At 49.0% G+C, this 15669-nt stretch carries 7 protein-coding genes; 5 read left to right on the top strand and 2 right to left on the bottom strand.

The features are described from left to right. On the bottom strand, positions 1–2388 hold a 2388-nt coding region (locus tag QZ076_RS02230; protein WP_293709921.1), incomplete at its 3' end, for a two-component regulator propeller domain-containing protein. 214 nt (positions 2389–2602) lie between these two features. On the opposite strand from QZ076_RS02230, the gene QZ076_RS02225 reads away from it, so the two are divergent. The 5 genes from QZ076_RS02225 (at position 2603) to QZ076_RS02205 (ending at position 13114) form a co-directional block, all read left to right on the top strand. Beyond that, positions 2603–4090 (top strand): hypothetical protein, encoded by a 1488-nt coding sequence (locus tag QZ076_RS02225; RefSeq protein ID WP_293709919.1) that lies wholly within the window; start codon positions 2603–2605, stop codon positions 4088–4090. 21 nt (positions 4091–4111) lie between these two features. Then, positions 4112–7150: a TonB-dependent receptor gene (locus QZ076_RS02220; protein ID WP_293709917.1), complete on the top strand. Its 3039-nt coding sequence runs from the start codon at positions 4112–4114 to the stop codon at positions 7148–7150. A 12-nt stretch (positions 7151–7162) separates the two neighbouring features. After that, complete coding sequence (locus QZ076_RS02215; RefSeq protein WP_293709915.1) at positions 7163–8824, top strand: RagB/SusD family nutrient uptake outer membrane protein; 1662 nt, start codon at positions 7163–7165, stop codon at positions 8822–8824. A gap of 270 nt (positions 8825–9094) precedes the next feature. Then, positions 9095–10690, top strand: a complete 1596-nt coding sequence (locus tag QZ076_RS02210; protein ID WP_293709928.1) for a glycoside hydrolase — start codon at positions 9095–9097, stop codon at positions 10688–10690. Positions 10691–10699: 9 nt separating this feature from the next. Then, the gene (locus tag QZ076_RS02205) at positions 10700–13114 is read left to right on the top strand and encodes a sugar-binding domain-containing protein (RefSeq protein WP_293709913.1); all 2415 of its coding nucleotides are present in this window, start codon (positions 10700–10702) and stop codon (positions 13112–13114) included. A gap of 62 nt (positions 13115–13176) precedes the next feature. Here QZ076_RS02205 and QZ076_RS02200 read toward each other — a convergent pair whose 3' ends face one another. After that, positions 13177–15654 carry a PQQ-binding-like beta-propeller repeat protein gene (locus tag QZ076_RS02200; protein WP_293709911.1) on the bottom strand — a complete coding sequence of 826 codons (2478 nt, stop codon included), beginning with the start codon at positions 15652–15654 and terminating at the stop codon, positions 13177–13179. Between the last annotated feature and the right edge of the window lie 15 nt (positions 15655–15669).

The raw sequence follows: 15669 nt of genomic DNA, 5'->3' as shown, positions 1-15669 counted from the left end.
TGCCAGAAGAACATAAAAAGTTTTCGCCCACCAGGTAAGAGCCAACGGAGGAGTGATACATATATCCAGCCCCGTGATATCTTCCGACCATTCCTGATTCCTTATACGCGTTTTGACCAGGAAACGGTAATCGCCGGGAGGTATATTACGGAAAGTCACGTTGTTGGGATCGGTGACGGTATACCAGGCATCTTCGAGCCCTTTCAACATATAGGCATATTCCACCTGGTTGACTAGTGCATAATTCCGTATATTGAAGGTGATGTTGAAACTGTTTTGCATATAGCTCAGTTCTACCTTCGATTGCCTGTCGATAGAAACCTCCTGCTCACTGCTGCCGGTATTTCCCAGCGGGCCGAATATTCTCATTTCCGTAATAACGGCTGCCGGAGCTTCCCGTTTCTCCAACACCAAAGCCGGGTTGAAATGGCATAATCCGTTGATAGAACCAAAATAGATCTCCCCACTCTGATCTTTCGCTACACTCCCGCTCATAAAGTTACCCATCGGCACATCGTCCCAATGGTCGTAGTTATAGAAGACAGCCTGATTTTTCAGAAGGCAACTGATACCTTTATTGGTACTCAGCCAGATATTACCCATGTTATCTTCCGTTATGGCACGTATATGCGTATTCATCAACCCTTCTTCCCGGCGGTAGACCTTATAATCCCAGCCGGATGACGAGGAGAAACAGACGAGGCCTTCTCCGGTTCCGACCCATACGTTCTGCCGGCTATCTTCGTAAATGGCATTGATCGTATTGGAAGGGAAGAGGTTTTCTATATTGAATACTTTGAAGTTCTGCAGATTGCTGTCGCTTACTCCCAGTCCGCCGCCAAAGGAACCGACCCACAAGCGTCCGCGGGAGTCTTTCAGCAAGCTTCTTATCAGATTGTTTTCGAAAGAATAATGCCCCTCTATCTTTTTATCGGCAAGATCGACCTTATAGAAGCCGTTACTGGTACCGATCCATAATATGCGGCTGTCGTCCTCATAGAAAGCACGCACATCCTCTTTGGCTATTTCAGGAAGTATGTTGCGACGGAAAGCCTTTGCCTTCGCATCGTAATAGTTTACTCCGCTATTAAACATTCCGAACCACAAATTACCGTCCGAATCACGCAGAGCGGCCAATACGGAATTGCCGAACGTATCGCTGGTCTCTTCCTGGTAAAGGGCTACCCGCGTTCCTTTATCAAAGACATTGATTCCACCGCCATCAGTTCCGATCCACAACTTACCCTGACCGTCTACACAAACGCTACTAGCCGTTTTATTATTCAGGCGACTCACAGAGCTTTGATCGGCCGAATAGTAATAGCCTCCGAACTGCGGCGATTCGTAACTCAGGAAATTGATGCCTCCTCCCCACACACCTGTCCATACGTTTTTGAACGAATCCTGAAAGATACATCTAACACTCGAATTGGACAAACTATAACCGTCGTCCCCTTCGCGAATATAATGGAACCGGGACTGTTCGGGCAACTGGAACAAGCGTTGTGTCAAATCCATAACGGCAATTCCGCCAAACTCCATGGCAATCCATAACTTATTCCCGTCGAGCTGCCGGATATCATAGACATAATGCAAAAGATTCTTATCCGAATTAAACGGGATGAAGTTCTCCGACTCCGGGTTATACAAGGCTATGCCTCTGTTCGTCCCGACCCAGATATTATCATTCAAATCCTTGTAGACACACCGTACTTCATTACCCGGCAAGCTGTTCGGATCGGCAGGATCGTGCATAAAGTTTTTTACCCTCTTCTCCCTGACGGAAAAGACACTGAAGCCATGGTGCACATGTCCGATATATAATTTCCCGTTCCCGCCGTCTGCTACCGACCAGATGTTGTCACTGACCAGCTCCGGTACGGTTTCTTTATTATAATGGGTGAAATGACCGGTTGCCTTATCCAGATAATCGATGCCTTTCCAATAAGTCGCAATCCAGAGATTATCGTCGGATGCAGCGGCGATATGAGTCACGTCGTCCGTAATAAGACTTTCCGGGATCGTATCGTTATGCCGGTAGATGGTAAAGGTATCATTCGCATAATCATAGGCATTCAGCCCGGTTCGTTGCGTTCCTATCCACAAGACGGAATCTTTCGGATCGTCGAGCAGGTGGTTCAGTTCATTCCCCGTAATGCCGTATCCGTCTTGCGTTTCGTTTTTATAATAAGTAATGAAACGTGTCCCGTCGAACTTATTCAGACCTTCTTCCGTGGCAAACCATAAAAAGCCTTCTTTATCCTGGGCGATACTGACCACATAGTTGTTGGATAATCCTTTCCCGATACCCAGTTGTCTGACTGCATAAGGTTGTGCCGACAAAAAGGCCGGAAACAGTAGAAGATAAAGTAAAAATCGGATTCTCATGGCATTCGTTTTCTATTCCAATTCAAACATACAAAGAAAATCCGTAATTAAGATACACAGATCATTCATTGCAAGATTTGTGACCCGTAATTGCACGATTTACCTCTACTTATAGAAAATAAGATCGCTTACCTTTGTGCTAAATTAAAAATGTAGACAATACATTTCTAAGCGTATAAAGTAATCAATTAGTTTAACTTTAAAAACAATATTTATGAAGACGCATCTATTCAATGCCCTGTTACTTTGGGCATTTACATCGTTGGCATTATGGACAACAGGATGTAGCGACGACGACGGCTATCCTGATGTAGACGGACAGAGCCCCGCTCTGGCCTTAACAAGTGACCATATTCAAACCGCAGCCGGACGAAGCTTCACGATCAAGGGAACAGTCAGTGACAAAGATGGTATCGCCGCCATCAAGCTCGAATGTTCCGACCTCAATCTCGACAAGACGATCGATCTGATCGAAATCTATGAGAAACCTCTCGAAACATACGACCTTAGTTATAGCTTTACTATCCGGAAAGACGAGATCGGCGAACAGTTCACCGTCAAGGTTACTATTATAGATGTAGGCGGACGGTCCGTATCACAGGATGTATTGGTAACGATGGACGGCGACTTCGAGAACCCGACATTTACGGTATCTCCCGACGCAAGCGTCACCGTACTTATCAAAGCAGAAACCAAATTCAACCTGCGTTTCTCCGTCAAGGACGACCGGGCGTTGGATTACGTAACGGTAGAAATCCCGGGTATCGACGGTTATTCCCCCCGCAAGTTGGAGGTCAATGGTGAAAAGACATTCGAATTCTCTGAGAAAATCGCCTTACCAAGCATTATACAGGATTATAATGTAACGATCACAGCAGCCGACAACGTTGGAAATACATCCGTTATAAAGAGCGTTATTTCCGTATCCGAATTACAAGACTTCGAAAAGATGTATTTGGCTGATGTAGCAACGGTTGAAGAACTGAACAGCGACGTATTCGGCGTACCTATGCGTATCGAACATACCGGCGCTTACGAATATAAAGCGAATTATTACAACCAGAAGGCTAACACCGAGATCTTCTTCCTGCCGCAGAAGAGCGACTTCACCCCGATCTGCTTCGGCCTCGACCCGGAAGACAATAACAAACTGACCGACGACCCGGAAACAGCCAAACCGATCGTTCTGGAACAGGCGAACGTATATTACGAAATCACATTCAATACGATGGAAGGCACGTATGCCGTACGCAGTTATTCCATTCCGGAAGCAATCGACCCGCTACCTCATGCACAAGGTTCGATGCTTCTCGACCAGTGGGGCGACGGCAGCACGCTTACCGAATTCTACATCGGATATACGACCACCGGCCCATCCGCTGTTCAACGCTTTACGCAGGATGCTACCAACCCGCACCTCTTCTACCTGGAAGATAATCTGGAACTGACCGGTGGTGAATCGATGAACTTCATCATCCATAACTATCACTCCGATGGCTGGTGGAACTACTGCACATGGCGTACCGACAATTCGGCAGAGCCCGAAACGTTCGATTACTATGGCAATGTAAAAAACCCGGCATGGACAATACCTAATACGACACAGGACAACTGGGCTAAACCGGCCGTAAATGTGACTGGTTCGTATAAGTTCTACTTCGATGCACATTTGGGAAGAGCTAAATTAGTCCGAGTAAATTAATCTATAATATTGAAACTGGTTATGAGAAAGCAATTATTAATAACATGTCTGTTACTGTTGGCATTATGTGGTTATGCGCAGCAGATAACAGTTAAAGGAATAGTAACTTCCGCTACCGACAGCGAACCGCTGATCGGAGCTACGATACAGATCAAAGGTGCCGGCAGCGGGACTATAACGGGTATCGACGGTGATTATACATTGGCAAATGTCAACCCGAATGCGATACTTATATTCTCTTCCATAGGTTATGAGACCCAGGAAGTCCGCGTCAACGGGCAACCGACAGTCAATGTAGTCATGAAAGAAGCGAGCGAGTTGCTCGACGAAGTGGTAGTGATCGGTTATGGTGCCGTGAAAAGAAGTGACCTGACAAGTTCCATTTCTACTGTGAAAGGGGAACAGATCACGGAAATGACTACCGGTAATGCAATGGATGCCCTTCAGGGGAAAGTGAACGGCGTGCAGGTCACCAGCGGTGGTGGCCCGGGCACTCAACCCAAAGTATTGATCCGCGGTGTAACGACAGTCAACGGTAGCGACCCGTTGTATGTAGTCGACGGTATGCCTGTCGGAACAAACATCAACTTCCTGAACACCAACGATATCGAATCGATGGAAGTATTGAAAGACGCTTCTGCCGCTGCCATCTACGGTACGCGCGGTTCAAACGGTGTGATCCTGATCACGACCAAGAAAGGGGCTGCCGGAAAAACACGCTTCAACTTCAGCACTTCAGTAGGCTTCCAGACGATCGCTAACCCGAATATGGCTAAGGCTTCGGAATACGAACAGGTTTTCAAAGCCCGTTATACCAACGACGGACGTACTCCGATATGGAACGGTAAGGAAGGTATCACCGATGCCGAAGGTACCGATTGGTGGGATCAGGTCGTGAACAAGACCGCGCTCGTACAGAACTATTCATTCGGCCTTTCGGGTGGTAATGAAAAACTGGTCTATAACCTGAGTCTGGGATATTTCCGCAACAACTCCCAATATGATGTAGGTTACTGGGATAAGATCAATGCCCGCCTGAACACGGAATACACATTCAACAAATACGTGAAAATGGGATTCGATATGGCTCCGCGCGTAGAATCGTGGGACGATACACCCAACCAGTTCGGAGCAGCTATGTCGATGGACCCGACAACTTCTGTTTTCAAGCCGGAATCGGAATGGGTCGATAATATGTACAGCAACTACGCACGTTCCAACAACAACGAGACAGTGAACCCCGCCGGTGCAATCTCACGCCAGAATGCACATTCCCGCGAGTACGGATTCATCGTGAACCCTTACTTGCAGATCACACCGATGAAAGGCCTGACCTTACGTACCCAGTTCGGTGCCAATGCACATATCCGCCGTTCAGACTCGTTCACACCGAAGTTCTATATCCATTCGCAGGAAAAATCAGATTTGAGCAATGTATCCCGCGAAATGCAGGAGTGGCTCGACTGGAACTGGACAAACACGGCCAACTATATGACTACCATCGCCCAGAAGCATAACCTGAATGCGATGGTCGGATTCACGGCAGAACGTTTTGCCGCCTACCAGATGAAAGCGGGTCGCGACGAAGTGCCTAACAACTCGGACAACCTGCAGGAAGTAAATGCCGGTACGATCGTAAAAACAGCCGACGGTAAAACTTCCTACAATACACTGATCTCCTATCTGGGACGTCTTATGTATAACTACGACAGCCGTTATTACCTGACAGCATCCGTACGTGCCGACGGTTCTTCCAAGTTCCCCACAGGCAGCAAATATGCCGTATTCCCCTCTGTATCGGCCGCCTGGCGCGTGATCGGCGAAGAGTTTATGGCCGACCAGAAGATATTCAGCAACCTGAAGCTCCGCGGGGGCTGGGGTCGCGTAGGTAACCAGAATATCGACAACTCCGCCTATCTGACATTGCTCAATGCAGCCGACTATGTATTCGGTTCGAATGCCGACCGTGTGAGCGGTACTTCCGTCTCCTCCGTAGGTAACAATACACTGAAATGGGAAACAGTAGAAGACTGGAACGTAGGTGTCGATATGTCTTTCCTTGATTCACGCCTGGACGCCACATTCGATATCTATCAGAAGAAATCGACAGACATGCTTTATAAGAAACAGAACATTTACGCCGTGGGATATCCCGACTGGAACAGCCAGGTGTGGATGAATATCGGTAGCATGAAGGCTAACGGTTGGGAACTGAGCCTCAACTGGCGCGATAAAGTAGGAGAATTCTCATACAACGCAGGTATCAACCTATCGTCCGTAAAGAATAAAGCAATCAAGTTCTCCGGTGACGGTGCCGTCCTTACCGGTGCTTTCAACCAGGATCAGATCATCCGCAATGAAGACGGCGGCGAAATCTCCCGCTTCTACGGTTATGTGGCAGACGGACTGTTCCAGAACTGGGATGAAGTATATGCCCACACCGACGAACACGGAACACTGATACAGGCAAATGCACAGCCCGGCGATATCCGCTTCAAAGATATGAACCACGACGGTATACTGGATGAAAACGACAAGACCTGGATCGGTAACCCTTATCCCGACCTGTTGCTCGGGTTCAATATCGGATTCAACTACAAGAACTTCGACTTTGCCGCCAACTTCTACGGAACATTCGGCAACGATATCTATAATACCACCAAAGGACTGTATGCCGGAACCAGCGGCTCGAACGTATACGCAGGAACACTGGGCAAGGTTTGGAGCGGCGAAGGTACCAGCAACGATATCCCCCGCTTGTCGGTAAACGATACGAACCTGAATTACACACGTGTATCCAGTTTCTATGTGGAAGATGGTTCCTACATGCGTTGTAAACTGCTTCAGCTAGGTTATACCATTCCGAAGCACTTGCTGAAGGGCATGGACCTGCGCGTTTCATTCTCTGCCCAGAATCCGTTCACGATCACCGGTTATTCGGGTATGGACCCGGAACGTCCGCAGATCGGCAAAGACGGTAGCGTGATCGAGACAGGTATCGACAACATCGCTTACCCGAACCCACGCACATTCTTATTCGGTATTGACTTTAAATTTTAATCCTTTTAGAACATGAAAAAGATAATATATATAATCGCATTGATCACCTCGGTGACATTTACCGGATGCTCCGATTTCCTGCAAGAAGATGTAAGGGGACAAGAGAACCTCGATACCTATTTCCAAACGGAAGAAGAAGCCGAATCATTCCTTACCGGTTGCTACAGCGCCCTGACTTATGGCGGCTGGTGGCAGATCAACAAACTATGGCTGTTGTCGGAAATGTGCAGCGACGACTGTTGGATGGGAAACACCGCACAAGATCAGGGAGACTATATCTCCGTAGCACACTATCAGGGTAACGGGCAATCGAACGAAGCGATCGCCAACTTCTGGCAATACCGCTACAAAGGTATTCTGCGCTGCAACATCGCCATCGAAAGAATCCCTGAAGCTTCTATCCTGGACAAAGAGAAACAAAATAGACTGGTAGCCGAGGCCCGGTTCCTGCGTGCTTTCTATTACTTCGAACTGGTTAAGAACTTTGGAGACGTACCACTGGTTACCGGTTTCGTCATGCCGGAAGAGGTAGAAGGTATCACCCGTAGTGAAGCAAGCACTATTTATAAGTTTATTGAAGACGACCTCGTGGCTGCTTCCGAAGTGTTGCCGCAACGTAGCGGATATGCCGATACCGAACTGGGACGTGCTACCCGTGGCGCAGCCCTGGGACTTTTGGGAAAGGTTTATTTGTATCAGGAAAAGTGGCAGGAAGCTCGCGATGCTTTCAAAGCGGTTATAGACGAAGGAGAATACGATCTGCTTGCCGACTTCGGCGATGTATGGTCGATAGACCACAACAACAGCAAAGAATCATTGTTTGAAGTACAGTTCATGTACAGTGAAACATACGCTTTGGGTGGTTCCCTGTCTGTTATTACCGGTATGCGTAACTCGAGTGACCCGGGTGACGGTTGGGCATGGTGCCAACCGACAAGCGACCTTGAAAACGCTTATATCAATGCTGGTGACGACGAACGCCTGAAATGGACGATCATCAAGACCGGTTGTACCGAAATAGCCGGAGAAGACAACTTCGACGTATTCGCTGAGAACTCCAAGAAGATGGGTAGCTACGATACGTACATCAAAAAATACGGCTGGGATGAGAATTGCTGTATCGTCGATCCGGAGAAACATAAATCAGCCCGTATCAACCGGAAATTCTTTGTACCTTATGCCAAACGTCCGGCTAACTACAATACGGACAAGGTTCCTTTGAACCATCGTATCTTGCGCTATGCCGATGTATTATTGATGTATGCCGAAGCCTGCAACGAGCTTGGCGACGACGCAACGGCAAGAACAAGCCTCAACAAGGTTCGCAGCCGTGTTCACCTGTCGAATGTAACGGCCGGCGGCAACGACCTGCGTAAGGCCATACGTACGGAACGCCGCCTGGAACTGGCACTGGAAAACAACCGTTTGTATGATATCCGCCGCTGGAACGACGACAATGGTAAGAAGGCAATCTGTAACCTGATGGGACAGAACGGTTCGTTCGTCCTGTATAATACGGGATCAAATGCCGATATCTACGAATCGGAAAATCAGGGTGAGCCCAGCAACAAAGGTATCTCATTCAATGAAACCCGCGATCTGCTGTTCCCGATCCCGCTATATGAGATCACTATGTCCGGCGGTTCCATCACACAGAACCCTGGCTGGAATTAAGTAACTCTTCCTCTCTCGAGAGGGGTCAGGGGGTGTGTTATTGCTGCCATACAGCTTGCATTAACACACCCCCTATCCCCTAAAATATAGACCTGGTCTGTATCAGCAGTTCAGGACACTAGTGTCAGACCCGATAGCACAATAGTGCTAATAGTAGCGACACAGTAGTGCTACCAACACCAGCACAATAGTGTTATTAACACCGACTTAGTAGTGCTGGAAGTACCGGATAATATCGAACTTACATTTATTCTATAAATATCAACCATGATGACATTCAAATATATCCTCTGTTTACCATTAATAGCTACTCTCCTGGCTTGCAGCGACGACGGCCCGGACAGTCCTGACCCCGGTACCGACAAACCGGACACAAGTGTAGAAAAATCAGTGTCCATCAATGCCGGACAGACCTTTCAGACGCTGGCGGGATTCGGTGCATCCGATTGCTGGCTGCCTGCCTATGTGGGCAAATACTGGACTTCCGGCCGCGACAGAATCAGCGAACTGCTTTTCTCTTCCGAGATACAATCCGGTAACCCCAAAGGCATCGGCCTCTCCATGTGGCGTGTGAACCTGGGAGGCGGAAGTGCCGGACAAGGCGATGACAGCGGCATAGAAGACAAATCCCGCCGCGCCGAATCGTACTTGACGGATGATCTTTCATTCGACTGGACACGTTGCGAGGGACAGCGTTATTTCATGAACCGTGCCAAAGAACTGGGTTGTGAAAGTATGGTTCTTTTCAGCAATACAGCTCCCGTACAATACACCTACAACGGCAAAGGTTTCTCCAACCGGGGAGGAACCTCGAACCTGAAGAGCGAACACTATGCCGATTTTGCGGCTTATATGGCCGACGTTGCCCGCCATTACCTGGACGAAGGGTATCCCGTAACACATATCTCGCCGGTCAACGAGCCGCAGTACAACTGGGAGAGCGGCCAGGAAGGAAGCGGCTGGACGAACGACGAAGTCGCCCGACTGGCACGCGAGCTCGACAAGGAGTTGACGCAACGTAATCTGTCGACCGAAATACTGCTCGGCGAATCCGGCGACTGGGAATACCTGTATAAAGTCAAGAACGACAACAACCGCAGCAACGTCCTCTCCGCCTTCTTCACCGCCGGTTCATCCGCCTATGTGGGCGATCTGGAACACGTAAAGAAACGGATCTGCGGCCATAGCTACTGGACCGACGGCACCTGGGACGGAATGCGCAACGTTCGCGCACAAGTTGCACAGGCGGCACGGAAACAGGACATTGACGTATGGCAAAGCGAATGGAGTATGCTGGGCGACGGATACAGTTCATCCGAATTTACCGGATATGACACGGCGACTGAAATGGATATCGCTCTCTATATGTCGAAAGTGATACATAACGACCTTACCGTGGCTGGTGTCTCTTCCTGGAGCTACTGGACTTCGATGGATATGCCTCGCTGGGGACATAAGAACCGCTTTCTACTGATCGCATTGACTCCCGCAGGAGGAGTCGACGGAGATGTGGAACAGGAAGGTTCCTTCCAGGCCACCCCTACGCTTTGGGTACTCGGCAATTACAGCCGTTTCATCCGTCCGGGATACCGCCGTATATCGCTCGACCTGAACGAATCGCGCAACTTCTTCGGTTCGGCCTGGATATCACCCGAAAGTGACAAGATCGTTGCCGTCTACACCAATCTGTCGGAAAAAGGTGTCCGCCTGAACGAAACCCATACGGGCTGGGACAATGAGGTAAAGACGGTTACGACCTATACCACCACCGCCGGTAAAAACCTGAAGGAAAGTACCGTGACCAATGGTGAGCAGGTGGTTTTGGATGCAGAAAGTGTGACTACAGTTGTGTATAATCTTAAATAATTGTTTGATATGAAGAATGTTCTATTTGTAGCCATTATCTCCGTAATGGCTTTCTTTACAGCCGTCCCGGCAAGAGCCCAGGTTTCATTCGGTGATGCCTCGAAATTCAACGACGGATGGTTATTCCGCCTACAGGATGATTCAACTGCCGTCGGAACCGGTTACAATGACAGCGAATGGCGAAAGCTCTCTCTGCCGCACGATTGGTCTGTCGAAGGCCAGCTATCCCCGTCGCTCGCCAGCTGCACCGGTTATCTGCCCGGCGGGATAGGCTGGTACCGCAAGCATTTCAATATTACGGACAAGGCCGCCCGTCATTATATCTATTTTGAAGGAGTGTATAACCGTAGCGAAGTCTATCTGAACGGTCACCTGCTCGGCAAACGCCCGAACGGCTATATCTCCTTCCTTTACGACATGACCCCTTACCTGAAAGAGGGCGACAACGTATTGAGTGTACGTGTAGACCACAGCCGCTACGCCGATTCCCGCTGGTACACCGGCTCGGGCATATACCGCGACGTATGGCTGGTTTCCGCCCCTGAAATACATTTTGCCCAATGGGGTATCGGCTGGCATGCCACCACCCTGACCGACCGACAGGCTACCGTAGCCGTCGATATGGAAGTGGAAAAACACAGGACAACAGGTGATAAATTAGAAGTTTCAGCCACCTTATACGATGCCGACGGCAAACAGGTGGCCGCGCGACGCAGCCGTGTTTCAGACGGAAAAGAAGGTATCACCAAAGAAACGCTTACACTGAAAGTAGCCAACCCCAACCGCTGGAATCTGGATGATCCGTATCTCTACACATTGGAAACCGAATTGCTCTGCAACGGAAAACGTATAGACGGCAGCAAAACCAATGTCGGGCTTCGTACACTGGACTTCGACCCCAATAAGGGGTTTGCCCTCAATGGCAACCGGATGAAGGTGAAAGGCGTCTGCCTGCACCATGATGCAGGTGTACTCGGTGCCGTTGTCCCTACCGAAGTATGGCAACGTCGCCTCAGCAACCTCAAGGAGATCGGTGTGAATGCCATCCGCATGAGCCATAACCCGCAGACACCTGCCGTTTATGACCTGTGCGACCGTCTGGGGCTGCTCGTCATGGACGAGGCTTCGGATGAATGGGAATTCCCGAAACGCAAATGGATCGAGGGATGGAATAAGGGCGAACCGGGTTATGACGGTACGTACGATTTCTTTGAGGAATGGATCGAACGGGATGTTACGGATATGGTTCGCCGCGACCGCAACCATCCGTCTGTCTTTCTGTGGAGTATCGGCAATGAGGTGGATTATCCGAACGATCCTTACTCCCATCCTGTCCTCGACGGTTCGACAATCAACCAGCCGATGTTCGGCGGTTACAAACCGGATGCTCCGGATGCCATGCGTATCGGCGTTATTGCCCAACGTCTGGCCGCCCGTGTCCGTGCCGTCGACACTTCCCGCCCCGTAACCGGAGCCCTGGCCGGTGTAATCATGTCGAACCAGACAGCTTATCCCGATGCCATCGATGTAGTAGGATACAACTATACGGAAGACCGTTACGATGAAGACCATGCCACCTACCCCGACCGTGTCATCTACGGTAGTGAGAACGGTTCCGGACTCGATGCCTGGTATGCGGTAAAGAACAAGGAGTTTATCTTCGGACAATTCATCTGGACAGGTACGGATTACCTGGGTGAATCGGGCGCATGGCCTTCCCGCGGACTAAACACCGGATTGCTCAACTTCGGCAGCTTCCCGAAGCCCCGCGGACATTTCCGTGCTTCGCTGTGGAGCGAGAAGCCGGTGACGTATATCGGCACCTATCCCAAACGGGAATATCTCTCGCCCGATGCACCGGATATATGGAATTATGATCCGGGGCAGGAGATACGGGTAGTCTGCTATACCAACGCCCCGCAAGCCCGTTTGTTGCTCGATGGAAAAGTGGTAGGTGATATAAAACCTTACGACGAAAAGACAGGAATCATCCATTGGGATATTCCTTACCGGGCAGGCGAACTACGCGCGGAAGGTTGCGACAAAGAAGGAAATGTACTTTCCAGCTACGTGATCCGGTCATCCGGCCGTCCGTATGCTCTTCGTGTCAGTGCAGACCGCACAACGCTCTCCCACGACCGGGCTACGGCACATCTCTTTATTGAAGTTGTCGACGAGAACGGAACGATCGTGAAACTGGGTGACAACGAGATCACCTGCGAGATCGAAGGACCGGCACGTCTCCTCGGACTCGAAGGCTCGAGCAATACAGATATGACCGATTACACCGACAATCGCCATCGGGCTTACCAGGGCCATCTGTTGGCATATATACAGACTACAGGAGAAAAAGGACAGGTACGTGTGAAGTTCACTTCACCGCTGTTACAAGGGACTGAGATAAACCTGAACGTCGAGCTTTAAAGCAATTAAGGAACGCAGAGCACTCTGCGTTCCTTAATCCTTAATATATTATTATAACCTTATTATTTACCACCCACAAACGTATACACGTTCCCGCCGAAATCGACAGCAATCAGCGCATTGCCTGAAACGGCTACCGAGCCGAATACCGGGGCACCTGTCGCATGTTTCCATACTAGTTTCCCGTCTTCTTTATTCACTCCGTAGATAGTTCCGTCGGAAGCGCCTACATAGACTGTATTACCGGCCAGTACCGGGCTGGTTTCGATCGTAGCAGAAGGTTTACGGGAATAAGGGGAAGTGAATACCAACGCATTGTTCGTTGCAAACTTCCATTTCAATTCCAACGTCTCGTTATCCAATGCGATCAGACCCTCTTTAGCAGAGCCGAAAATGATCTCTTTATCCGTCAGCAAAGGAGTTGAGGTGACATCTACACTGAAAGGCAATTCCTTACGTACAACGACGCGACCGTTATCGGCATCCAATATAAAGAATGATTTATCCGATATGATATAAAGCAACCCGCCATGAACAGCTGCCGAGGCGCCACGGTTACGCAAGCCGTTGGTATCTGCTTTCCATTTTAATTCGCCTGTCTTCAGATTGTTGCCATATAAGGCATTCCATTGGGAAGAGCCTATCAGGATATTCTTCGCGACAGAAAATGTCGTCGTCGTACCTTCGCCTTGTCCCCAGCCTTTGTTCTGCCAGATCACCCGGCCGTCTTTCGTGTCGATGGCACAAAGGCCTTTGCCTGTTCCGGCATAGAAAATACCATCTGCAGCTACCAATCCTTCGATTAAGGCGGGCAGGCCATTAATAGGTAATTGTTTCTCCCAGTTGAGTTTGCCACTTTCCGCATCGATGGCATACAAATAACCTTGTGCATCCTGTGCCAGGACACGACCATTATCTATAACGATCGTATTCTTAATGGAGTTGCGTACCGGATATTTCCACACGGGTTTGCCAGTCTTACCATCGAGAGCATATACATGGGCCTCCCCTTTCAGGTTCTCATCCACAGAAGCGATATAGATCTTTCCGTTATAAACCAGAGGCGATGTCATATAGATATTTGCTCCTATATTCTTTATCCAGGCCATCTGTAGAGGCTGATTCAATGCAGGACAGGCAGGTGCGGCATGTTGGGGATTCTCTAACAGATTCACCCAGTTAGCATCTAACTTCACCTCTACCGGAGCGGCATGGTATGTAAAGGCACTTTCTGTTTCGGCCGTCTCCCCGTTATTGAACCGGGCTTTTATCTTCAGCGTAACATCCTTTCCCTCCTGTTTGGCTGTTAAAGGGACTTCCGCATTCCAGCACCAGTCTGTGGCTTGTTGCAGTTTCTTATTACTAAATAATGCTTTGCCATCTACCAGACAGGTGTAAGTCACCTCTTTCACGGGAGTAACAGATGAATAAACATTTACAGCCAACGGTACGGCACCCGAAGCCAGTACAGGAACCTGTCCCTCTGCCGGAGATGTGATCTGCATCTGTTTATCCAAATAGGTATAACGGAGTTCGGACACGAAATCCCCTTTCTTGTCTACATGCAGTACACGGAAGGCGCTTGTCGAGTGATCAATTCCCCCTTTATCCAGCGTAGCTGTGGATATGGAATAAACGTCGCCTTGCTTCTTCATATAATTGATATGCCAGTGTCCGTAGACCCAGGCTTTCAGGTTATGTTCGTTCAGGTTGATCTGTTCCTGGTCGTTGATACCGAAGATGAACTGGTCGCCGTATGTCAGCAGGTCGTGGTTGAAGACAACGATCGGTTTTCCCTGCGGCACTTGTGCCAGGTCGTTTTTCAGCCAACGGTAGACATCTTCCTTTGTATAACCGGGTTGGTAATCGCCTCCAGCCATGGGAGTCACGATATAATGCGTGCTACCTGCATCGAAAGAGTAAAAAACAGGACCGTAGAGACTTTCAAAAAGCTCTTCGCCATATTTGCCTTTCACCAGGTCGTGATTGCCGATACAATAGAACATCGGGCAATCCATATTGGCGGTATTCATCAATTTGATATGTGCTTTCAAACCATTATCATAACAAATATCACCAGTATGAATGATAAAGGCAGCCTGTTCGTTGGCTGCATAGTCGCGCACGTTGTTTACCCAGTCGCCATGATTCTCCGTATTGAAGATCTCCGTGTCGGCAATATGCACGTATTTATGGCTACCGTCTTTCTTTATACCCCCACTATATGGTTGCAGGCCGAAATCATACGATACCTGATCGCCTGTTATCGGATGATAATGTTTGTTGTCAGTCTTATATCCCGAAGGAGTGGTGATAAATATAAAGCGTTCGCGGGCATGACCGGGCAAGGTAAACGAACCGTCGGATGCCGTCTTCACAACATTCAATCCGTCGGAAACGGCAACGCCTGCCATCGGTTTCTCTCCCTTATCGTAAACTCCGTTATTGTTTTTATCTACAAAGACACGTCCTGTATAAGCGGCGCTGGCAGAGAATGCCACACAACTCAGTAGGGCGATACTTAAAAATGTTCTTTTCATGCGATTGAGTGTTTA

This window comes from uncultured Parabacteroides sp., from assembly GCF_905196875.1.
Taxonomy (GTDB): domain Bacteria; phylum Bacteroidota; class Bacteroidia; order Bacteroidales; family Tannerellaceae; genus Parabacteroides.
The sequence above is the reverse complement of the archived record's forward strand: the minus strand, read 5'-3'. Positions and strand labels throughout refer to the sequence as shown.

What these genes read in the sequence shown, in the direction of transcription:
- QZ076_RS02225 (WP_293709919.1), top strand. Translation starts at nt 2,603, where the DNA reads ATGAAGACGCATCTATTCAATGCCCTGTTACTTTGGGCATTTACATCG.
- QZ076_RS02220 (WP_293709917.1), top strand. Translation starts at nt 4,112, where the DNA reads ATGAGAAAGCAATTATTAATAACATGTCTGTTACTGTTGGCATTATGT.
- QZ076_RS02215 (WP_293709915.1), top strand. Translation starts at nt 7,163, where the DNA reads ATGAAAAAGATAATATATATAATCGCATTGATCACCTCGGTGACATTT.
- QZ076_RS02210 (WP_293709928.1), top strand. Translation starts at nt 9,095, where the DNA reads ATGACATTCAAATATATCCTCTGTTTACCATTAATAGCTACTCTCCTG.
- QZ076_RS02205 (WP_293709913.1), top strand. Translation starts at nt 10,700, where the DNA reads ATGAAGAATGTTCTATTTGTAGCCATTATCTCCGTAATGGCTTTCTTT.
- QZ076_RS02200 (WP_293709911.1), bottom strand. Translation starts at nt 15,654, where the DNA reads ATGAAAAGAACATTTTTAAGTATCGCCCTACTGAGTTGTGTGGCATTC.